This window comes from Mesorhizobium wenxiniae (genome assembly GCF_002284535.1).
Lineage (GTDB): Bacteria > Pseudomonadota > Alphaproteobacteria > Rhizobiales > Rhizobiaceae > Mesorhizobium > Mesorhizobium wenxiniae.
Window position 1 is genome coordinate 39,127 of record NZ_NPKH01000035.1, and the last position, 21,668, is coordinate 60,794.

General features: G+C 59.1%; 17 protein-coding genes and 5 pseudogenes. 12 read left to right on the forward strand and 10 right to left on the reverse strand.

The features are described from left to right. Positions 1–151 precede the first annotated feature (151 nt). The 8 genes from CIT31_RS27490 to CIT31_RS34450 all read left to right on the forward strand — a co-directional run bounded on the left by CIT31_RS27490 (position 152) and on the right by CIT31_RS34450 (position 8,555). Positions 152–1,753, forward strand: coding sequence for an ABC transporter substrate-binding protein (locus CIT31_RS27490; protein WP_095521185.1), 1,602 nt, complete (start codon positions 152–154; stop codon positions 1,751–1,753). A 6-nt stretch (positions 1,754–1,759) separates the two neighbouring features. Then, positions 1,760–2,701 carry an ABC transporter permease gene (locus CIT31_RS27495; protein WP_095521186.1) on the forward strand — a complete coding sequence of 314 codons (942 nt, stop codon included), beginning with the start codon at positions 1,760–1,762 and terminating at the stop codon, positions 2,699–2,701. Between the two features lies 1 nt (position 2,702). Further along, positions 2,703–3,584, forward strand: a complete 882-nt coding sequence (locus CIT31_RS27500; protein ID WP_095521187.1) for an ABC transporter permease — start codon at positions 2,703–2,705, stop codon at positions 3,582–3,584. Between the two features lies 1 nt (position 3,585). Next, entirely contained in the window at positions 3,586–4,593 is a 1,008-nt protein-coding gene (locus CIT31_RS27505) for an ABC transporter ATP-binding protein (protein WP_095521188.1), read from the forward strand. Beyond that, positions 4,590–5,606 (forward strand): ABC transporter ATP-binding protein, encoded by a 1,017-nt coding sequence (locus tag CIT31_RS27510; RefSeq protein ID WP_095521189.1) that lies wholly within the window; start codon positions 4,590–4,592, stop codon positions 5,604–5,606. Before CIT31_RS27505 ends, CIT31_RS27510 begins: the two co-directional genes overlap by 4 nt. 111 nt (positions 5,607–5,717) lie before the next feature. Next, on the forward strand, positions 5,718–7,106 hold the full coding sequence (locus CIT31_RS27515) for a CapA family protein (RefSeq protein ID WP_095521190.1): 1,389 nt from the start codon (positions 5,718–5,720) through the stop codon (positions 7,104–7,106). A 176-nt stretch (positions 7,107–7,282) separates the two neighbouring features. After that, a complete protein-coding gene (locus CIT31_RS27520) occupies positions 7,283–7,780 on the forward strand; it encodes an Lrp/AsnC family transcriptional regulator (RefSeq protein WP_095521191.1) in 498 nt (165 codons plus the stop codon). A gap of 616 nt (positions 7,781–8,396) precedes the next feature. After that, positions 8,397–8,555 carry a hypothetical protein gene (locus tag CIT31_RS34450; protein WP_165778572.1) on the forward strand — a complete coding sequence of 53 codons (159 nt, stop codon included), beginning with the start codon at positions 8,397–8,399 and terminating at the stop codon, positions 8,553–8,555. A 49-nt stretch (positions 8,556–8,604) separates the two neighbouring features. Here the strand turns inward: CIT31_RS34450 and CIT31_RS27530 are convergent, their stop codons facing one another. The 7 genes and pseudogenes from CIT31_RS27530 to CIT31_RS27560 all read right to left on the reverse strand — a co-directional run bounded on the left by CIT31_RS27530 (position 8,605) and on the right by CIT31_RS27560 (position 15,728). Beyond that, positions 8,605–9,642 carry an ABC transporter ATP-binding protein gene (locus tag CIT31_RS27530; protein WP_095521193.1) on the reverse strand — a complete coding sequence of 346 codons (1,038 nt, stop codon included), beginning with the start codon at positions 9,640–9,642 and terminating at the stop codon, positions 8,605–8,607. Next, positions 9,639–10,658 carry an ABC transporter ATP-binding protein gene (locus tag CIT31_RS27535; RefSeq protein WP_095521194.1) on the reverse strand — a complete coding sequence of 340 codons (1,020 nt, stop codon included), beginning with the start codon at positions 10,656–10,658 and terminating at the stop codon, positions 9,639–9,641. The genes CIT31_RS27530 and CIT31_RS27535 overlap by 4 nt, the downstream gene beginning before the upstream one ends. Beyond that, the gene (locus CIT31_RS27540; RefSeq protein WP_095521195.1) at positions 10,655–11,548 is read right to left on the reverse strand and encodes an ABC transporter permease; all 894 of its coding nucleotides are present in this window, start codon (positions 11,546–11,548) and stop codon (positions 10,655–10,657) included. Before CIT31_RS27540 ends, CIT31_RS27535 begins: the two co-directional genes overlap by 4 nt. Before the next feature lies 1 nt (position 11,549). Further along, positions 11,550–12,488: an ABC transporter permease gene (locus tag CIT31_RS27545; RefSeq protein ID WP_095521196.1), complete on the reverse strand. Its 939-nt coding sequence runs from the start codon at positions 12,486–12,488 to the stop codon at positions 11,550–11,552. Positions 12,489–12,507: 19 nt separating this feature from the next. Continuing rightward, positions 12,508–14,091 (reverse strand): ABC transporter substrate-binding protein, encoded by a 1,584-nt coding sequence (locus CIT31_RS27550; RefSeq protein ID WP_095521274.1) that lies wholly within the window; start codon positions 14,089–14,091, stop codon positions 12,508–12,510. Positions 14,092–14,337: 246 nt separating this feature from the next. Beyond that, a pseudogene (locus CIT31_RS35385) lies at positions 14,338–14,648 on the reverse strand (transposase); the annotation flags it as partial. An 873-nt stretch (positions 14,649–15,521) separates the two neighbouring features. Next, on the reverse strand, positions 15,522–15,728 hold the full coding sequence (locus tag CIT31_RS27560) for a hypothetical protein (RefSeq protein ID WP_133116214.1): 207 nt from the start codon (positions 15,726–15,728) through the stop codon (positions 15,522–15,524). A gap of 81 nt (positions 15,729–15,809) precedes the next feature. Between CIT31_RS27560 and CIT31_RS35390 the strand changes: the two are divergent. The 3 genes and pseudogenes from CIT31_RS35390 to CIT31_RS27575 all read left to right on the forward strand — a co-directional run. Continuing rightward, positions 15,810–16,383 (forward strand): annotated as a pseudogene (locus tag CIT31_RS35390) (aminotransferase class III-fold pyridoxal phosphate-dependent enzyme); the annotation flags it as partial. 8 nt (positions 16,384–16,391) lie between these two features. Then, a complete protein-coding gene (locus tag CIT31_RS34455; RefSeq protein WP_342586962.1) occupies positions 16,392–17,756 on the forward strand; it encodes a CapA family protein in 1,365 nt (454 codons plus the stop codon). Positions 17,757–17,780: 24 nt separating this feature from the next. Continuing rightward, a pseudogene (locus CIT31_RS27575) lies at positions 17,781–18,487 on the forward strand (DDE-type integrase/transposase/recombinase); the annotation flags it as partial. Positions 18,488–18,895: 408 nt separating this feature from the next. Here CIT31_RS27575 and CIT31_RS27585 read toward each other — a convergent pair. Next, positions 18,896–20,005: an IS110 family RNA-guided transposase gene (locus tag CIT31_RS27585; RefSeq protein ID WP_095521200.1), complete on the reverse strand. Its 1,110-nt coding sequence runs from the start codon at positions 20,003–20,005 to the stop codon at positions 18,896–18,898. A gap of 228 nt (positions 20,006–20,233) precedes the next feature. Beyond that, positions 20,234–20,375 (reverse strand): annotated as a pseudogene (locus CIT31_RS36155) (integrase core domain-containing protein); the annotation flags it as partial. Positions 20,376–20,385: 10 nt separating this feature from the next. On the opposite strand from CIT31_RS36155, the gene CIT31_RS27590 reads away from it, so the two are divergent. Beyond that, on the forward strand, positions 20,386–20,703 hold the full coding sequence (locus CIT31_RS27590; RefSeq protein ID WP_095521201.1) for a hypothetical protein: 318 nt from the start codon (positions 20,386–20,388) through the stop codon (positions 20,701–20,703). Between the two features lie 186 nt (positions 20,704–20,889). On the opposite strand, the pseudogene CIT31_RS27595 reads toward CIT31_RS27590, so the two are convergent. Then, a pseudogene (locus CIT31_RS27595) lies at positions 20,890–21,664 on the reverse strand (transposase); the annotation flags it as partial. Positions 21,665–21,668: the final 4 nt, after the last annotated feature.

Consider the following 21,668-nt stretch of genomic DNA (forward strand, 5'->3'; position numbering starts at 1 on the left):
CTCGCCAATGTGGCATCAGCGAAGCGAAGCACCAGGGAAGCATACGGGAAGCACACTGGCTGTACTGTCTAACTGGTAGCGCCCGGTAGGAAGGCCGCTGGTGCATGACGAAATTGGAATAGGTGCACCACAAACTCAAAAGGGGACAAACATGACGATCTCTCGACGCCACGTCTTTAAGATGGGAATTGCCGCCGGATTGGCTGTGTCGATCCCGTCGGTTCTGCGGGCGCAGACGACACCGACGGTGGGGCAGACCGTTCGAATGGTGAAGGGTGACCTCCGCGTTTTCGATCCGATCTGGACGGCGACTAACATTACCGCTGATCACGGCGCGGCGATTTACGACACCCTGTTCTCGCTCGACTCCAAGTTCATGCCGCAGCCGCAAATGGTGGCGAAGTGGGGCGTTTCCGACGACAAGAAGACCTATACATTCGAGCTCCGGGACGGTCTGGGCTGGCATGACGGCACTCCCGTCACCGCGGCGGACTGTGTCGCCTCGATCCGTCGCTGGGGACAGGTCCATCCCGGCGGGCAACTTATCATGGCCAGGGCCAGCGACATTTCGACGAAGGACGACGAGACGTTCACGATCTCGCTCAAGGATCCGCTTGGGGTGCTGATCGATATCCTAGCGGACCTGACTCCCCCGTGCCTGTTCATCATGCGCGAAAAGGACGCGAATCGCCCCGCAACCGAACAGGTGACCACAAATATCGGCTCGGGACCGTTCAGGTTCAATGAAGCTCTCGCCAAGCCGGGTGCGAGCGTCACCTACGGCCGCAACGACAAATACGTGCCGCGCAAAGAGCCGTCCGATGGATTGGCCGGCGGGAAGATCGTCAACGTCGATCGTGTCATCTGGGACAACATTGCCGATCAGCAGACTGCTCTCGCGGCCTTACAAGCTGGTGAGATTGATTACCTGCAGAGCCCGCCAGTCGATCTTTTCCCGGTGATCGAGAGCGATCCCAACCTTGAACTCCAGGTTCTAGACAGAGGAGGGTGGGACATGATGGTGCGAATGAATTTCCTGCAGCCGCCATTCAACAACGTCAAGGCGCGCCAGGCGGTGCTTCACCTAATCGATCAGGAGGTGATGTTGCGCGGCGCGTTCGGCAACCCAAAGTACTTCAACACGGTCACTTCGATCTTTGGAGACACGACGCCGGTGTCCAACGACGAAAACACGGGATGGTACAAGAAGGGCGGCGACCCGGACAAAGCCAAGCGGCTCCTGAAGGAAGCCGGATACGCCGGCGAGAAGGTCGTCATTCTAACTGCGACGGACTGGAGCGCGGGCGATAATGCCTCCCAGCTTTTAGCCGCGTCGCTGCGGAAGATTGGAGTCAATGCCGAGCTCTCGTCTATGACCTGGGGTGAGCTTTCCACGCGTCGGGCAAGCAAAGACCCTGTCGAGAACGGAGGCTGGAGCATGTTCATCACATCGGAACCCGATTATTCCCTCGGCAATCCGCTCGCCTCACCATTCCTCCTCGCGAATGGCGACAAGGCTTGGTACGGCTGGCCGAAGAACGACGAATATGAGGCGCTGCGGGTCAAATGGGCGGATGTTGAATCGCTTGAAGAGCGCAAAGCACTGGCCCGCAAAATGCAAAAAGTATGGTGGGATTTCGTCGGCGATGTAAGATTGGGAAAATACGTCTCGCCAATCGCGCGACGCAAGACGCTCACCGGCCTCATTGGCATGCCCCAAATCGTGCCGATGTGGAACATGCAGAAGGCCTGAGCCCGAATGGCTGCCTACATCCTTCGCAGGATGGTTTCGGCCATCGCCGTCATGGCGATGGTCGGAGTTTTCGTGTTCCTGCTTCTCAGGCTGGCGCCCGGCGATCCGGCGGCGATCATCGCCGGCAGGTCGGCGACGGAGGAGATGATCGCCGGCATCCGCGAGCAGTTGGGACTGAACGATCCTATGCCGGTTCAGTTCATACGTTGGGTGCGGGACATGCTCGGCGGCGATTTCGGCACCTCGATCTTTGCCGGCCGACCGGTTCTCGAGCTCATCTCGCAGCGGCTTGAACCGACCATTTCGCTGTCGATCCTGACGATGATTCTTTCGGTGACGATTGGAGTCTCCTTCGGCATCCTTGCCGCGTGGCGAACCGGCGGTCTGGTGGATCGGCTCCTCACGGCCTTTTCAGCGTTTGGTTATTCCATCCCCGTCTTTGTCATAGGCTTTTTCCTCATCTACTTCTTCGCTATCAGGGCACACTGGCTGCCCGTACAGGGATACGTGCCAATCGAGCTGGGTATCGGACGTTGGTTCGTGCATCTGGTCCTGCCCACCGTGGCGTTAAGTCTTGGCTACATTGCATTCATTGCCCGAGTTACCCGGGCGAGCATGCTCGAGGTTCTGACGGAAGACTATATGCGAACGGCCGCCGCCAAGGGCGCTTCGTCCTATGCCATGCTTTTCCACCATGCCTTGAAGAATGCCGGCGTCCCGATCCTGACCGTCATCGGCATAAGCTTCGCTTATTTGATCGGCGGAGTCGTCCTCACGGAGACAGTATTCAACATACCCGGTATCGGTCGTCTGGTCGTCGATGCGATCAACAATCGCGACTATCCCATCATCCAGAGCGTGCTCATCCTGACCTCGGGTCTGTATGTCCTTGTCAATCTCGCGATCGATCTGGCCTACACGCTGATCGACCCCCGTATACGGTACTGATATGACGATTTCGTCCGCATCAGTTGAATACGTCCCGACGGCTCGCCTGCGAATCTCTGACGCTCCCCGCCTGGCAATGCGTCATCCGCTGGTCGTGATAGGCGGCGGCCTCTTGGCTCTGTTGATCATTCTGGCACTCGCTGCCCCGCTTTACGCCGGCGATCCATTGAACATGGATCCATTCAAACGCCTTCAGCCGCCTTCCGCCGAAATGTGGTTCGGAACCGATAATCTGGGCCGGGATGTGTTTACGCGAACGATCTACGGTGCCCGGATCTCACTTTTGGTGGGGTTGGCGGCGGCGGCTGGTGCAGCTCTGGGCGGCCTTCTAATCGGTGTCATCGCCGGCTATGTCCGCGGCTTCGATAATATCGCCATGCGGGTCATGGACGGCCTGATGTCGATCCCGACGATTCTGCTGGCGATTGCGCTCATTTCTCTGACCGGCCCCGGCATCGGCATCCTCATCGTCGCCATCGCAATCCCCGAGACGCCAAGCATCGCACGGCTGGTTCGCTCGGTGGTTCTGGGGGTTCGCGAGCGTCCCTACGTGGAGGCCGCGCTCTGCGGCGGCGCGCGCCTGCCCAAGGTCCTTTGGCGGCACATCCTGCCGAGCACCATTCCGTCGCTGATGGTCCAGAGCGCCGGCGTCTGCGCAAGCGCGATCCTGACGGAGGCGGGGCTGAGCTTCCTCGGCGTGGGCGTGCCGCCCGAGATTCCGAGCTGGGGCAATATGATTGCCAGTTCACGACTGTATCTCGCCATCGCGCCAATGACGATCTTCGCCCCCGGTATCTGTCTTGCCGTCACGGTCCTTGCCGTCAACCTGCTCGGGGACGGACTGCGCGATATGTTCGATCCCCGCTCAAAGCGGAGACGCTGACATGCAGATGCATCAAACCGCACGGAACGACTTGCTTCTCGACGTGCGAAACCTCGAAACGCATTTCTTTGGCGAAGACAGCGTCACCCGTGCCTTGGGCGGCATCAGCTTCCAGGTCAAAAAAGGCGAGACGCTCGGCGTTGTCGGCGAATCGGGATGCGGGAAGAGTGTCACCGCTCTGTCGATCCTTCGCCTGCTGCCGAAGGTGAGCGCCAGGACCGTCGGCGGCGAGGTCCGCTTCCACGGACGCGACCTGCTTGATCTGTCGGATCGGGAGATGCGAAAGATCCGCGGCGACCAGATCGCCATGATCTTCCAGGAGCCGATGACGAGCCTGAACCCGGTCTATACGGTCGGCCGCCAGATCGCAGAGGCGGTGCAGATCCACACGAAAGCCTCCCGCTCGGCGGCTATGAAGAAAGCAGAAGAGATGCTGCGGCTCGTCCGCATCGCGGACCCCGAGCGGCGCGTCAACAACTATCCGCACGAAATGTCCGGCGGCATGCGCCAGCGCGCCATGATCGCCATGGCTCTCGCCTGCTCCCCGGAACTGTTGATTGCCGATGAGCCGACGACTGCGCTAGATGTCACAATCCAGGCGCAGATCCTGCGGCTCATCGTCGACCTGAAAGAGCGCACGGGAACGGCCGTCATGTTCATCACGCATGACCTGGGCGTTGTCGCCGAGACATGCCAACGCGTGATCGTGATGTATGCCGGCCGGATCGTAGAACAAGCGAACGTGATAGATCTGTTTGCGCGTCCGGCGCATCCCTACACTCAGGGCCTCATGCGATCGGTGCCGGATCGGCGGCGCGGCCGACAGCGCCGCCTTCCGGAAATTCCCGGCATTGTCCCAAGTCTTCGCGAGCCCATTGTCGGGTGCAGCTTTGCGCCGCGCTGCCCGTTCGCTATCGATATTTGCCGCGAGAAGAGGCCCCCCTTCCTTGATGTCGGGTCGAGCCACGCCGCGGCTTGCTGGCGCGCCGAAGAGGTAATGGGCGCATGAACGGTCCGCTGCTGAAAGTGGAGAATCTGACCAAGCATTATGCGCTCGGCTCGGGAATCTTCAAGAAAAGCATTCCGGTGATCCGGGCGGTGGAGGGTGTATCCTTTTGCGTCGAGGCAGGCGAGACGCTCTGCATCGTAGGCGAATCCGGCTGCGGCAAGTCCACCGTGGCACGGCTCCTGATGCGGCTCGTGGAACCGACGGGCGGGCGCGTGCTGATCGACGGGACCGATATTGCGGGCCTCAAGAAAGCCGCGCTTCACGCCTGGCGCCGTCGGATGCAGATGGTCTTTCAGGATCCTTACTCGTCGCTGAACCCGCGCCTCACCGCTGGACAGATCATCACGGAACCCGTCGAGAATTTCGAGCGGCTCAGCCGGAAGCAGCGTCAGGCATTCGCCGCGGAGCTTCTCCGAAAAGTCGGAATGTCGCCGGAGATGATGCACAGGCTGCCGTCCGAGTTGTCGGGCGGTCAGCGCCAGCGGCTCGGCATTGCACGAGCCCTGTCGCTCAACCCCTCGCTCATCATCGCCGACGAGGCGGTGTCAGCCCTTGACGTCTCGGTGCAGGCGCAGATCCTGAATCTGCTTCTGGATCTGCAACAGCAGATGGGCATCGCTTTCGTCTTCATCTCGCATGACCTTGGCGTGGTGGAGCATATCGGGCATCGCGTGGCAGTCATGTATTTGGGGCGGATCGTGGAGCTTGCGCCCTGCGAGGCGCTTTTCGCCAAGCCGATCCATCCCTACACCGAAGCGCTGATCGCGGCAGCTCCGGTTCCGGATCCGACGCGGGCTCGGCTGGAGGCACCGGTGGAAGGCGAGGTGCCGAGCCCGATCAACCCGCCGAGCGGATGCGCGTTTCACCCGCGCTGCCCGCTCGCTGTCGAGCGGTGCCGCATCGACGTGCCACCTTTGGTGCCGATGGCAGACGGGCGCGTCGTGGCCTGTCATGTGCGTGCTCCGGCCACCGACATCCCGGCCCAACCGGCTGCGGCGGCCAATCCTCCTTAGCTCACCGATGTGGCATAGCCCCAGCCCCTCTCACCCGATCGAAGATCTCGAGTGCGGCGCTGACGTGAACATCACGCCAAGTGCAGCAAGAAAACAAATAAAGCGAAGCTTATGGAAAAAGATCCACACGAGAAGGGTTCTTCTCTCGCCCAGCAGACCGGGAGCTATGATCCGACCGGCTCAATCGCAACGAATGTTGCGGACGGTTTCACGATGGTCGCGGTGGGCGACCTGATCGTGACTCGGCCACTGACGAAGGGTCAGCATGCCGGCTTTGACGACATCGTAAAGATCCTTCGTGACGCCGATGTCACGTTCGGCAATATGGAAACCAACATCTTTGACATCCGATCGTTCACCGGAAGTCCGCAGGCCGAGTATGGGGGCGCATATCACGTCAGCCTGCCAGAACTCGGGCCCGATCTGAAGGCCATGGGCTTCAACCTGGTGAGCTACGCCAACAATCATACCTTCGACTGGGGTGTTGAAGGCATGCGCGAGACGTGCCGAGCACTGGATCAGAACGGAATCGTTTACGCAGGTGTTGGCGAAAACCTTGCACAAGCCGGCGCCGCTCGGTTCTTGGAGACCCCACGCGGTCGGGTCGCGCTCGTTTCATTTGCCACGACGTTTACTCCCATGTCTCGCGCGTGCGATCCTGCCGGCGAGGCGCCGGGCAGACCCGGCCTCTCTGCCCTTCGTCTGGAAGAAAGCATCGTAGTCCCTCCGGCGATGCTCGAGAACTTGAGGCAAGTCCGCGATGCGCTGCCCACCTACAGGCCTGGCCGTAACGATCAAAACGGCCTCGCGCTCGCTGGAGCGAGGTACAAGGCGGGCGAGCAGGTCGGCTTCAGCTACGAACCCGATCAAAGCGATGTCGCCGACATCCTACGAAACGTTCGCCGGGGCAAGCAGTTCGCTGACTTCTGCATCGTCACCAACCATGGGCATGAGCCCGGGAATTGGAGCCAGCAGTTGCCCGACTACGAACGATCCTTTGCGCACAAAATGATCGATGCCGGGGCCGATGCATATATCGTGCATGGACCGCACCAGCTTAGAGGCATTGAGATCTACAAGGGCAGGCCGATTCTCTACAGCGTTGGGAACTTCATCATGGACGACTTGCGGACGCCCGTTGGCGCCGACATGTTCACCGCTCATGGCAAGGATTTGCGGAGCGACACTGATGCCGAGGTGACAGTCGATGAGATGGCGAGAGGCTACAAGACCGACCCGGGATTCGCGGACCCGGTCTTTTACGAAAGCATTATCGCCGTCAGCCGATTTGAGCACAATCAACTTACCGAATTGCGCCTCTATCCAATTGAACTTGGTCACTCGAAGAGGTTTGCCAACCGGGGCATCCCCCGACTCGCGCTCGGCCAGCAAGCAAACAGAATTCTAGAGCGTCTCCAGAAGCTTTCGAACCCTTTCGGTACCGAAATCGCGGTCGAGAACAATATAGGTATGATCAGACCTCCGTCCAGCTGCGGATGACGCGGATCAATAATCGCAACACACTTTAAATCAGGCAAGTTCTGTTAGGTATAACGGGAAAAGAATGCAGCGAAAAGAACCGCGCTCCCGAAGAAAGCTCCCTTAATAGCGGAGCTATACTTGATGTCAATGCAAAGGTTCCGGCGACCGTTTGCTGGATTGCGCAGGATCGCGGAATGACCGAGCTGGATCGTATAGATGTCGCGCTTCTTGGAGCTGTCCAGAAGAACAACCGGCTTACGTCAGAAGAACTAGCTGAAATCGTGAATCTGTCCCCAACGGCATGCCAACGGCGCTTGAAACGGTTACGCGCTGAAAGGGTGATAGAAGCGGATGTTGCCATTGTCTCACCCAAGGCAGTGGGCCGCCATATCACCATGATCGTTTTGGTATCCCTCGAACGGGAAAGGGCGGACATCGTCGATCGATTCAAAGCGGCAATTCGCAACACGCATGAGGTAATGATTGGCTTCTATGTTACAGGGGATGCGGACTTCATTCTTATCGTAACCGCCAAGGACATGGAGGACTATGAAGAGTTCACGCGTCGCTTCTTTTACGAAAACCATGACATCAAGGGATTCAAGACCATGGTTGTAATGGATCGCGTCAAGGCCAGCTTCGCCGTGCCCCTCGAAGTGAGTCAGCATCTAGCGCAAACACCGGGGAAGTGATTGTCGTCCAAGGCGACAGTTGCCCATTTCCATGGCGCCGCGGTAGTCAGCCATCGCTTTCAGCCTCTCGGACGATGAGGCCGAGTTTCATATCCATGACCGGCTTTGCTTCTTGCGTTCCCGACGCCAAAACGATCTGGTTGGTTAGGGAGTACCTCACGCAGGCCGGGGCGGTGGAGAACCTGTTGCCCGGTTCGACAAGCTGACAAGCACCTCGGCAAGGCCGGCTAGCTGGCGATGGATTGCCAGATCGTGGATGCCACGATCGTGGCGGCGCCGAAACAGCGCAACAGCGATACTGAAAAAGGCCGAAATCAAGGCAGGAAACGTGCCGGACCAGCGGCAGAATAAGCAGCCAAGTTGCGCCAGATGGACCGGGACGCGCGCTCTACTGTGAAGTTCTCCAAGGCCAAGGCGAAGGCCAAGGACGACGGGGAGGGGAAGACGAAGCAGCGCGACATCGCGTTCCCGCCTTCGGCTGCAAGAACATGCCTCGATCGATCTCCGGCACCGCTCATCCTCGATGTCGCGCGCCGAAAGACCGCGTGCCAGATATTCCACCGCCAGGTCTTCGAGCGCTTCCGTGCGGGCCCTTCGGATCTCGGAGCGAAACGGCTTGTCCCGGCTCGCAACCTACGACACCGCTTTTATCATCACGCCACAAGGTCGCGAACCTGTGAACCTGTTCGCCAAGCTCAAGGACTGTTGGCGCATCGTCACCCGCTACATGCGTCCACACCTTCGTCTCGGCTATCTGCATCGCAGCCCATCGTAGCTTGTGGCTCTGATCAATGGTTCCTGAGCCGAGACTTCCTTAGTCACCATCACTTGGTTCCTACTAGGGTATGGTGTGGCCGCCCGAAGCCAGAGATGACTTCACGCGCGAGTGGGAAATGGCATCGGAAGCTGTGCTCCGGGTCATCCGGGCTGGTTGAAGATTCGGGGAAGACGCGGCTGCAGATATCCTGCGCGTAACGGCAGCGGGTGTGGAACTCGCAGCCGGATGGCCGCCTCATCGGGCTCGGCACCTCACCCTTGAGCTCGATCCTATTGAACACCGCATCCGGGTCAGGCTCGGGATTGGCCGCAAGCAGCGCCTCGGTGTAGGGATGGCGGGGTTGATCAAAGATATGTTCGGTCGAGCCGAGTTCAATAAACCGGCCGAGATACATGATCGCCATGCGATCGGTCATGTGGCGCACCACGTTAAGATTGTGCGTGATAATCAGGATCGCCATGCCGAGTTCGTCCTGAAGCCGCGCGAGAAGGTTGAGCACCTCGCCCTGCACCGAGACATCGAGCCCTGCAGTTGGCTCATCGGCGATGATCAAATCGGGTTCGAGCGCAAGGGCTCGCGCGATGCCCACGCGCCTGGCCTGACCTCCGGAAAGCTGATGGGGATAACGGCGAGCAAAATCCGCCGGCAACCCGACCAATCGAAGCAGGCGCGCTGCTTCCACTCCGGCATCGCGCTCCTTCAGCCCATGTATACGAAAAGGTTCTGTGAGGAGCGACCGAACGGTCAGCCTCGGCGAGAGGGAGCCAATTGGATCCTGGAACATCATCGCCATGCGCCGCAAGTAGGGTTTGCGTTCCGCCCCGGTGAGTTCCTCAATCTCCTGTCCGTCGAAGCTGATGCTGCCGCTCAAAGCCCGCTGCAAGCCGATTATCGTGCGTGCGATGGTTGATTTGCCCGAGCCGCTTTCGCCGACGAGGGCCAGCGTCTCACCCTTGCTGATTTCAAAGGACACACCACATACCGCGTCAAGGAAGGGGGCGTTCGTCCCCGTCGCGAGCGCCTTCAGTGGACCCATGGTGCGGAAGCGGACCCGGAGGTCCTCAACCCGAAGCAGCGCGCTCATGCCGAAACCAACCGCTCTTGACCGAGGAGGTGGCATCGGGCGACTTGGTCCACGCCGATGCGGTACTCGACCGGGTTCTCTTGCACACAGCGGTCGAACGCATGTTGGCAACGTGTGCGGAAGATGCATCCTACCTTGGCGCCGAGGAGACTGGGCACCTCACCGGGAATAGTTGGCAAAGTGCGCGTGCTTTTTCTGATCCGCCCCGGGTCGCACTCAAGCAGCGCGCGCGTGTAGGGATGAGCAGGATTGCGGAAGATGTCCCGAACAGCACCCTGCTCCACCACTTCGCCGGCGTACATGACGGCGACCCGGTCGCACAACTCAGCCACCGCGCCGAGATGGTGGGAAACGAAGAGAATCGAGCAACCGATTTCTTTTTGCAGATCCTTGAGCAAATGAATGATCTGCACTTCCAGCGTTGCATCAAGCGCAGTGGTTGGCTCGTCGGCGACGAGTAGCGCCGGTTTCACTAGAAGCGCCATGGCGATACAAACGCGCTGGCGCATGCCACCGGAGAACTGATGCGGATAGGCACCTAGCCGATTTTTGGGATCGGGAATACCGACCCGGTGAAGCATGTCGACGGCACGAGCGCGCTTTTCGCTGCGGCTTCCTTGTTCGTGGTGCTGGATATCGATCATCTGGCTCTCGATGGTCCGCACCGGGTTGAGTGCGGTCATCGGATCCTGAAAAATCATTGACAGACGATCACCGAGCAGGCTCCGACGCCCCTGAGCCGTCATAGTGAGCAGGTCTCGTCCTTCGAACAGAATGCTGCCGGCTGTCACATCTGCATTTTCGGCCAGCAGGCCCATCACTGTATAAGCGAGGGTGGATTTTCCGGATCCACTTTCGCCGACAATGCCAACCACCTGTGCGGCAGGAACATCGAGCGAAACGTTGCGCAGGGCATGGATGCGTCCCCGCGGTGTACCGAAATCGAGATTCAGGTCGCATATCTCAAGAAGCGGGCGACTGGACGACGGCGGCGGTGTCGGATCGTCGTGCGTCATAAGTCTTTCCGTAGCTTGGGATCGAACATATCGCGCAACGCTTCGCCCAAGAACGTGAAGCCTAGGGTTGCGAGGATAATCGGGATGCCGCCAGCGATCACGATCCAGGGAGTCTGGTTGATGTAGCTATAGCCATCGTTGAGGATTGCTCCCCAGTCAGGTGTCGGAGGCCGCACACCCATACCTAGAAAACTGAGACCGGCCGAAGTGGCAATGACGGCCGGCACGTCCATGCTCACGAGAATGACAAGGGGACCGATGACGTTGGGCAAGACGTGCACGGCGAGGATGCGTGTCGTGCCCGCCCCCATGCTGCGCTCTGCTGCGATGTATTCACTGCTCTGCAGCGCTTGGGCCTGGGTACGCGCCACGCGCGCATAGCCCGGCATACACGTTATCGCTATCACTAAAATGATGTTGACTAGGCTTGGTCCCAGAAGAGCGATGATTGCCAACGCAAAGATGATGCTGGGAAAGGAGCGTATGGTATCGAAGATGAGCAGGAGCAAATTGTCCAGCCAACGCGGCCCGAAGCCTGCGATGAGACCGAGCACGACCCCGACCGCCAGCGCACCGCCGAGAGAGGCGAAGGCGACAAGGAGCGGGATGCGGCCTCCCATGATGACGCGCGAGAATGTATCACGGCCCAGTTGGTCCGTGCCTAGCAGAAAATCCAGCGAAGGTGCGGCCAGACGCGGCCCTACCATGATCTGGATCGGATCATGAGTGACAATCAGCGGAGCTAACACCGCAATTGCGGCGATGAGTACGACAAGCACTCCTCCGAGCGTGCCCAGACGGTTCTTGCATAATTGTCGAAGGAAGGCGCCAAATGCGCCGGTGTCGATGGCGTCGTTGATTTCTGGAGTGTCGGCTTCAAAGCTTACCATGTCAGAGCTTTTCCCGGGTTCTCGGATCGAGAAATGCGTTGACAAGATCTGAGAGCGTCGTGGCGGTAACAATAATTACAGTGCTAACGAGCACGACGCCCATCACAACCGGATAGTTGCGGGTATTTACGGCGTTCACAATCAAAGCCCCGATGCCAGGTCTCGCAAAGACAACCTCGATAAAGACAGCGGACGAAAGTAGCCACGCGACGCCTATCCCGAGGATGGTTACGGTCGGCAAGATCGCGAGGGGCAGCGCATAGCGCGCAACAATGCGCCATTCAGAGATCCCGAAGGAGCGAGCCGTGCGCACGTGGTTTTCCCCCAGAATCTCAAGCATGGATGCCCGTACTAGTCGCGAGATGTAGCCCACCCAGCCAATCCCTATCGCAAAAGCTGGCAGGACAAGATAAGTGAGTCCGTCCCAGAATCCATTGCCGACACCGATCGCGGGCAACCAGCGCAGGCTCACGGCAAAAATCAGCACCGCATAGACTGCCATCACGAAGGAAGGAATCGCGATCGTGGCCACTGTCACGACGCCGACCACATGGTCGACCAGGGTGTTGCGCCGCATCGCCGAGAAGCAGCCGAGCGGCACGGCTATCACGACCGCCCATAAGATCGATACCAAGATCAGTTCTATTGTATATGGCAATTGCTCAAAGACGATGTCGGCAACAGGTCTACGGCTGAATACGTCGAAGCCGAGATCGCCGCGGAGAAGCCCGCCGAAGAACGTACCGATCTGCACAACGAGCGGCTTGTCGAGTCCCATCTGCTGATGAAGCTGCTCCTTCATTTCGAGCGTCGCTCGCGGGCCGAGCATAACCACGGCAGGATCGCCGGGGACTGCCATGATCATCAGGAACAATAGCGTCACCGCGATCGCAATGATTGCGACCGCGAGGATGGTACGTTTGGCAAAATACAGCCACATATTGCTACGTTGCCTGGAGCTAAACTGCCTTGAAATCTACATACAGCGGGTAGCCGTCAGGACGAGTTACGGCCTGCGTATGCGTGGTGCGATACATGACCGGGTTGCCCCCATGAGTAAGGAACCGGTAGGCACCGGATTCCTCCATGAGATCCTGCATCTCTTGATAGACCTTCGCCCGCTCGTTCGGATCGCTCATCGTGGCCCCCTTGGCGCTCAGCTCGTCGAAGCGCTCGCTGCGGAATCGCTCCCAGTTCCAGACCCCCACTCGACTTTGTAGGAAGGATGACGTCGCATAGTAGGGGTCCGGCAAATTGCTGAACCACATGACAGTGAGCTGCATGTCCTTCCAGCGATCGCCTTCGGATTCCATGCCGAGCGTCCAGAACGAGCCGGCATCCTGAGCATTGATCTCGACCGTGATGCCAATCTGCGACAATTGAGCTTGCACAGTCTGGGCTATAGTCGAAAAAAGGCTCTCGTTCAGGCAATCGATGGTCAGGTTCAGCTCGCTCACACCGGCCTTTTCTAAGAACTCCTTGGCCTTCGCGAGATCGCCTTCCGGCGGGACAAGCGCTTTGTCACGATGCCCCAGAAGACCTGGAGGAATTGTCCCCGTTGCGACCTCCGCCTGTCCCGCAAATGCGGCTTCCAGGATCTGCGGCACATTGATCGCCCACTGAATCGCCTTGCGGACGTTGATGTCCTTCAGTTTTGGATGATCCACATTCATGCCAATCCAGTGGTAGTTCAGTGAGGGATGTTCCTCAATCTTGGTGTCGGCCGGCGGATTGCTCTTGAACTTTGCCAGAGAATCCAGAGTGATACCAGTGAAGTCGATGTCGCCTGCCTGATAGGCGCGTTCTGCCGTCTTGGTGTCGCCGATCAGGACCACGCGGATTTCGTCAAAGCCTGGCTTCGAACCCGCCCAATCCGGATTGCGGGTCAATAGCAAATGCTGATTTGGCTTATATTCGGCAAGCACATACGGTCCCGAGAACGATGGTGGATTCATGCCGAAATCGCCGCCGTCCTTGGTTGCCTTCATCACCGCATCTTCGGATACGATATGGCCTACCGCATAAGGGAATGCGATGTTAAAGAGTGGCATGAACGGGGTCTTGAGTACGATTACGCCAGTATAGTCATCTTCTATCTCGACGTGATCGAGCGAGCCCCAATTATCTTTGACCGGCGATTTGTGCTTGATCCCCCGCTCAAAGGAAAATTTTACGTCCCCGGCGGTAAGTTCGCCGTAATCGCCAGTGAATTTGATTCCTTTTTTTAGGCGAAAGCGGATATGGGTTGGATCGACCTGCTCCAGTTTTTCGGCCGCTTCTAACTCCCAGCCCCATTCGGAGCCCGGCTTGAATCGCGTGAGCTTCGAATAGAGACACTCCATCACGCTCACTTCAGAGACCGCAGTGTAAAATTGGGGATCCATCTTGGAAATATCGTTGGTTGAAGCAGCTGTGAGGACCTTTCCTTCCGCAGCCCAGATCGCGCTGGATAGGGGCATTCCAGCCGCGACGATCCCCCCTCCGAACACTGAAGTGGTCTTAAGGAAGGTTCTGCGGCTAACACCATCTTGATAATAGTTCATAGTTGTTCCCCTTGATTTAATCGAAAAGCTTGCAGATGGAGTGGGCCTGCTATCGCGCGAGCCGCGCCAGAGGGCATCCCACACCGTGTGCTCTCCTAGCCAAGCGCAGCTGCTCTCAATCGCATTGAGAGGACGAATGCAGAAGCCAGTTTCACGCGAGCTCCATCGGGGAGATATTAGATCGCGCAATGGGGATCGCATTGACATATTCGGCCACTCTTTTGACAATTGCCGCCACATCGGCCCACCGAAGCGGAGCATCGCATGCATGATGACGGCGAGCTTGCGGGTGAGCGAACGCGGAGCGTTTGAATCCGATCTTTTCGCGCAGCTTTATACCCCAATTGCGCAAGTCGCTGTTGGTCCGGCTGCGGGTTAGGATCACTACCGCGGCTTTATAGAGAAGCGAACGCACATGGGTGTCTCCGCGTCGAAAGATATAGCCGTTATTAATCTACTTCGCCTGACTGATAGCGCCGCGTCATCAACCCGAGCCACGCGCCTACTGAGCGCAATCGCTTGAAGTTCGCGGGTTCCTTGATGGCAGTTAGGTAGGCCTGATCGGCCCGAAACTGCGATTTTGGCCAAGTTGTGGAACGTTGGCGGCACGGATTGACTGGCATGGCGGCTTCTTGAGAATTCACTCTTGGCAGACGGAGTGGATGTATTGGTTAGCGTGTTTCGCTCGAGGCGATCGACAGGAGTGGAGCCTCTCTTTTGCCGACATCGACTTTTGACCGTCAGGGCGGCCGGATCGAGGCTTGGACTGGCGGTTCAACTGAAGTTTTTCGCCGCGTAAGGATATTTCGCAACCGCGGGGGGCTGAGGCTCCCGACGAGCCGGTTTCGTATCTGGCCGAGGAGTTTGGCGTCAGCAAGGTAGATTTCTGCCAATATGATTTTACCAGGGCGGCGCCATGCGCCGAGATTTTGCGCCATCTTTGGTTTTCGCCGGTTGAAGCGGGCCGATCGAGCCGCGCTTGCGAGCTGGATAGCGACGGAGCATTGCCCACAAAGCAAGGCAACCGCCAGGTGGGAACTCAAGATCATCAAGTGCTGATATGGCGGCGTATGTCAAAAAAATGGCCTAATGTGTCAATGCGATCCTAATTGAGCGATCTAGTATGGGCGGAGTTCGCATGGAATGGCTTGCGAGCGGCGCCCTTCGCAGATCGCTTCTCTGAAGAATGTTTTGTGTTGAGCACCGATGAGGCCGCTCGTGCGTTCCGAGCAATGATTGGAAGGTCTTGGCGTGATGACTGGCTCTAATCAGACAATCATGCTTGCCCTTTCGATGATGGTTTTGCGCCGCGCAACGTGTTAGCGGCGCAGGACGGGGATTCGCGGCCCCTCGCGATCCTCACTCCCTTCGTTCCGCGAGGCGAACCGAGCAAAAACAGTAGATCGTTGAGTAAGTTGCGATTGATCCCGTCAGTTCTGAAAAAGTTGGCAACCGCCGTTGCTTTGTTCACCTTTGCCCGCGCACCCAGCGCGTCGGCTCAAGATCTCCCTGGAAAGGGCATAGTCGTCCGACCGATAAAAGGCGAAGATGAGAACTCCGTGTTCCAACATCTGGTTGTACAGCGTGGCCGAGAGGCACTCGGCTATCCGGTTAAAAAGATTCAGATAGCGCATCATCCCACAATTCATCTGGCTGTCGCAAACGGCGAGGTCGACTACATGGTGCACCAACCGCTTCACGACGCATCCTTTGTGTGAATGGGCACCATGTTCGGCTCCGACCATTACGGCATCAAGCCTGATCTGATCACCATCGCCAAGGGCTTGACCTCGGCCTATGCGCCGCTGCCGGGCGTCATCGTCGCCGATAAGATGCGGCAGGTGCTGGTTGAGGGCTCCGACAAGTTAGGCTCGCTCGGCCATGGCTGGACCTATTCGGCGCATCCGATCTGCGTCGCTGCGGACGTGGCCAATCTCGAACTGATCGACGAGATGGAACTGGTGACAAATGCCCGCGAGACCAGCGCTTATTCCCGTGTGGAGCTTGCCAACGCCGTCGGTGGCCACAAAAATGTCGGCGAGGTTCGCGGTGACGGCATGCTGGCGGCGGTCGAGTTCGTCGCCGACGGGGACGACCGGGTGTTCTTCGACGCCTCGCAGAAGATCGGGCCGCAGGTGGCAACGGCACTTGCCGCAAACGGCGTCATCGGCCGCGCCATGCCGCAGGGCGACATTCTTGGTCTTGCCCCGCCACCTCTGCCTGACCCGCGAGCAAGCCGGCATCGCTTCGAAGACAGCGTACGCGGGCAGGAGTGTGTTTGCCAATCTCTGAGATCGATTATTACCCCCCAAATCGGAGCAACCACCATGACAATCCGGCTTCCAATTGATCCAATTGAGGTCTTCCAGCCCAACGAACAGGCGCTCGAAGCTATACGTAGGGCTGAAGTCCGCGGATCGTGGGAGTTTCCTTTACACCAGGTGGCAAACGGCACGCCAGAGGGGACGGGCAACGGCCTTGAGTACTGGTTTTACACTAGTAGGTATCCCATTACGAAAACCTCGCGAGAGGTCTCAGACGCGTTATCGTCGTTGAAAGCTGGCGACATATCATTGCCGACTGGCTGGGTTGAAGAGACCGCCGTCAGTCTAGCTGCGTGTGGCGATCTTATTCAGGCCGCGGACCTGGAAGCATCAAACAATCAGCTTTTCTCGCAAATTAAAGATGTCGTCTTCGATAAAGACGTGTCCTTTGCAAACTATGAATCCGTGGTTGCCGATGCTCACAAAGTCAATGAAGTAATGCCTGATATAACTTCGTTTCGCATGTGCTGCACAATTGAGCAGTACCGTACATTGACGTCTCATAACACTGCGCGTTTCGACGTCCTTAATATGGCGAATAATCACGCAAATGACCTTGGTGTTGACGAGCTTACTCGCACGCAGGACATCGCAGAAAGCGATGGAATACTTACCATTGGCGCCCCGCGGAATAAAGCCGAGTATGGCAAATGCAAGACCCTCACAAAAAATGGGATCAAAATTGGTTTTGTTTCCGCTACATACAGCCTTAACGGATTTGCATTGCCTCCAGGGCATGAATTCCGAATTCACGTGTCTAGACTCATGTCTCGACATGTAACTACAGAGTTAGATTTGCTGCGAGCTCAGATCGCTGATTGTAAAGAACAGGATTGTGATTTTATAATCGCGTCCATCCATTGGGGAGTGGAATTCGAGTTTTTTCCTCTGCTTGGACAGATCGAAGCGGCTCACGCCCTGGTAGAAGAGGGTGTTGATCTGATTTTAGGCACTCATCCGCACGTCATTCAACCTGTTGAGTATTATCGCCCCAAGGGGGATCCGCACCGTACCGCGATTATAGCCTATTCCCTTGGCAGCCTCACATGGGACTGGTTTACGGCACCGCACCTCATATTAAGCCTTGTATTGAACTTAAATATTTCAAAGGGCAGGACAATTGCTGGTGAACAGCGAACTTATTTAAAGAGCGCTCAACCAATTCCCATTATTCGGAACATATCCTTAGACAAAGGCAAGAGGACGATGCAGCTCGAAAAGCTGGGCGACCGTCTTGACGAGATCGGCAACGCTACGGGTGGTGACCTAATCAAGATGAAAGATTATTGCGATCTGGTTTTAGGGCAGGGTTGGGCCCGCTCGAGCGTCGTGCCTGAGTAGTGAATCGTAGGACTCCCATGGGGCCTGGCGGGGTCGATGCCAAACGTCGCGACGCTGATGGAAGCGTTGGGGGGGGAAAGTTCTGACGCCCAGGACCAGGAAACTGACTTGGGCGATCGAAAAGAAGTGCTACGCGCAGCGGCGTGCCTACGGCCTAGACGGGCTCGATCCGAAGACCTTCCGCTACGCGTCGCGACGGCCGGACGGCACCGCCGTGCGGGTGCGGCTGAGGAACTGGCACTCGAGCGGCGCCGGTTCGGCTACCGGCGGCAGCATGTCCTGCTGCGGCGAAAGGGAACCGAGCTGAATCACAAGAAGCTGTTCCGTCTCTATTGGGAGGAACGGCTGACGGTGAAGAAGCGCGGCGGCCGCAAGCGGGCGCTGGGCAGCGAGCGCCCATGACACTGCCGCAGGGACCGAACCAGCGCTGGAGCCTCGGCTTGGTATCGGACATTCAGGCCGACCGGCGGCGGTTCCGGGGTCCTGCCGGTGGTCGACGACTTCACTCGCGAGAGCCTGGCCCTTCGTGGTCGACACGCCGCTCTCAGGAATGCGCGTGGCGCGGGAAATCGATGCTCCGCGTCGAGGTGCGCGGCCCGCCCCTGATGATCGTCTCCGACAACGGCACCGAGCTGACGTCGTGGGCGATCCTGCAGTGGCAGCACGATCACCGTGTCGAGTGGCACTACATCGCGCCCGGCAAGCCCATCCAGTGCGAATTTCGCAAAAGCCGGACAGAGATCCTGCTAAGTCGCGGACGGTCGTTTCACTAAGTCGCGGACAGTTTTGGCGGCGCTGGTCCTCGGGTGCCTGATTGTCGGGTGGAGTACCGACTTCGCCAGCGCCTAGTCTCTCATGTTCCCTGTCAAGGCTGAGCGCAAGACGGATGGTCTGCTCGGCGTGGGCGAAGCAGTCAGATCGGCTGAAGCTGCACAGGGCTGGGGGTGGAGCTCTGAGACGACGGTTGATCAGACTCTCATCCGCGGGTTGGATACCGCCTTCCGTGTCTTCGTCTCGGGGCTGTCCTCTGTCTAGAGGGCGGGCGTCGAGCGGGTTGGCTCGGCCACATAACTAGCGACGGGAGTTCCCCACCGTGGCCCCACCCCCAACGCTGTGCAGCGGGTCGGGTCGAGACCTGTCTATGACGGTGCGACCTCCCGACCGATAGCCCACAAGAAGGCGGCCATCTCGCGTGCGATCGCGGCCACGACCACTGGTGGCTTCTTGCCGGCGGCGTACAGGCGGCGATAGCGAGTGCAGAGCCTGATTTGCGCCTTCCAGGCGATGTCGCGGACAGCCTTCGGCAGACCCTCGAGCCGGAGCCTCAGCGCTTCGCTGACCCTGGCGGGGTAGCGGTAAGTCCAAGCCGCTTCGACCAAGGCGCGGCGGGCGCGTCGATTGCCGGCGAGCGTAAGGCTCGACCGGCGGACCGTATCGCCAGTCGAGCGCTCTCCCGGAACCAGGCCGAGGAAGGCCATCAACTGCGGCGGCGTATCGAAGCGGCGCACATCGCCGATCTCGGCCGCGAAGATCACTGCGACCAGGAACGAGGCGCCGCGCATCGCCTGATAGGCCTCGACGACCCGTGCCATGGACCAGGTCGGCACGATGGTGCGTAACTGCTCGTCCAGGCGGCGTAGCCGCTGAGCGGCGTCCTCGATCGCGTCGATCTTCTCCTGGAAGACAATCTGCTGCGCCATATGCTCGAAGCTCGGGCGGGCAAGCCAGCGCCGGTGCGCCAATGTCCAATGACCGCCGCCCTCGTAGATCCGGCCATGGCGCAGAAGGAAGGAGAGCAGTTGCTGGCGTTTACGGCGCAGATCGTCGCCTGCAGTTTCCCGGGCCCGAACCAGATCGCGGACAGCCTCATGGACGACGTCCGGCACCCACACTCCAGTCAGCTCGCCCGCCCGATGCAGCCGCGCCAGCGTGACCGCGTCCCGTCGGTTCGTCTTGATCCGCTCGCCCGACCGCTTCGGGATCAGGGCCGGCGCAACCACCATGCAGTCGTGACCAAGATCGCGAACCTGCCGGCACAACCCGTAACCCGTCGGCCCGGCCTCGAAGCAGACGTGCAGTCGATCATACTTCTTTCCCAGCTTCTTGATCGTCCGCTCTATCGCTGCAGGACTATTTTCGACCTCGCCGACAAACCGGACCTCGCCGGTGCGGCCGCCCTCCGCGATCGCCACCGCGTGCTTCTTCTTGGCTACATCAAACGCGACAAACGCTTCGCTATACTCTCCCATGGCTCGCCCTCCGTGCGTGAGGATCGGCTCGGCCCATCCGAGCAACCCTCGTCTCTTAATCGCACGAAAGGGCGGGCCACCGATCTCAGCCCTGGAACATGACGTCTAGCCATCCGTCGACGCAGCGAGAAAGCGGAGAAAGCAGAGTGGAGTGGACCCCATTTTCACCGGACATGCGGCGGTTGGGTTTAGGCACTGAGGCGCAAGAACTCGCGAGGTGACCTCACAATAATCGTCGATCCATTTGGGCAGCAAGGCCAGGATGGTGTCGGCGTCTGGGAGGATGACGATCGAGGCATAGTCCCTTTTTAGGGTTTTCGACGAAGGCCTCGGACATGCCGTTGCTCTGTGGGCTTCGAACCGGGGTGTAGAGTAGGTCGATGCCGAGGGCCGTGGCCACCTGTGCAGTCCTGGCGGGCGTCGAGCTTGTCGGTCTTGGCCAGAAGCCCGCCGGCCTCGGCGAAGCAGCGGATCCGGACGGGGTTGCGACTGGCGCTGTCGATGCCGGCCTCGGCCAGAGCGTGGCGCAACAGCCGGTCGTGGACGCCGGTCGCCTCGAAGACGACGAAATCGCGCCCGGCGCCAGCCCGGCCACGAACGCCGCGATCGGCCCGGCCTGGTTGGCGAGCCGCCGGAAGCTGCGGCTCGACGGATCGAACATGTCGAGCATGTCCTTGGAGATGTCGCAACCGATGTAGTTATGCTGGATCATCACCGTGCCTCTTCCTGTGGTGCGAGGTCTGTGCAGCAGCCTCGTGCAACTGTTCAGGTTGATGGTTTCGAAGCGGGAAGGGAGCCGAGCCATGCCGCGGCCTGTCGGGCAAGACCCGACGACCAGGATTCCCACGGCCTTCTTCCCGCGCCCACCTTACAGCAAAACAAACACACAGGATTCCCAGATGATCTGAGCACCAGCGGATGTTGGAACGCAGGGCAACAACGACACCGTCGTGGGTGCGGGTGGGCCGCAGAGCTGTATGCTTTTGAAGGGTCAGTCCGTTCTGCTGCATGACCCTGAGACACGCTTGGCATTGACCATGGGCCTGCCATCTTTGCGCCTTTGCCGATTCAGCAATGCCGCACCGGCGATAACCATAGGTGGGCCGCTGGTCGATGATCGCGCAGTTCGGCGAGCAGGGCGACGTCTTCGGGCTTGCGATAGGGCCCACGCGGCTTGGAGGGCTTGCTGCTGCGCTCAATCAGATTCGACCGGGAGACGCCCAGGTTCTGGCAATCGCGCTCGTTGGAAATCGCCCTCGGGATCGCTCCACGACAGCAACGGCGACGACCGTTTTTTTGGGCGAGCGAGGTCAAGGGCTTCCTTGAGAATCTCGGCTTCCATGGTCTTTTTGCCCTGCATGCGCTCGAGATCGCGCACCCGCTTCTCCAGTTCGCGGACCTGGAAGAGCCCACAACATCTTCGTCGGCCTGAACGGCGGCATGGCCGCCCTCGAGCATGCGGCGTTTCCAGGCGAAGAGCTGGGAGGGGGAAATACCGGCGGGTCGTGCCACGTAGGAAACGCTTATGCCCGGCTGCATGGCTTCCTCCACCAGCCGAACCTTCTCGGCGACGGACGAGCGCCGGCGGCGCTGCACCGAGGTGATATCTTCGACCCGCCGAAACGGCTCATCGGAACTCTTGGACATAGTCGTCCTCATAGGC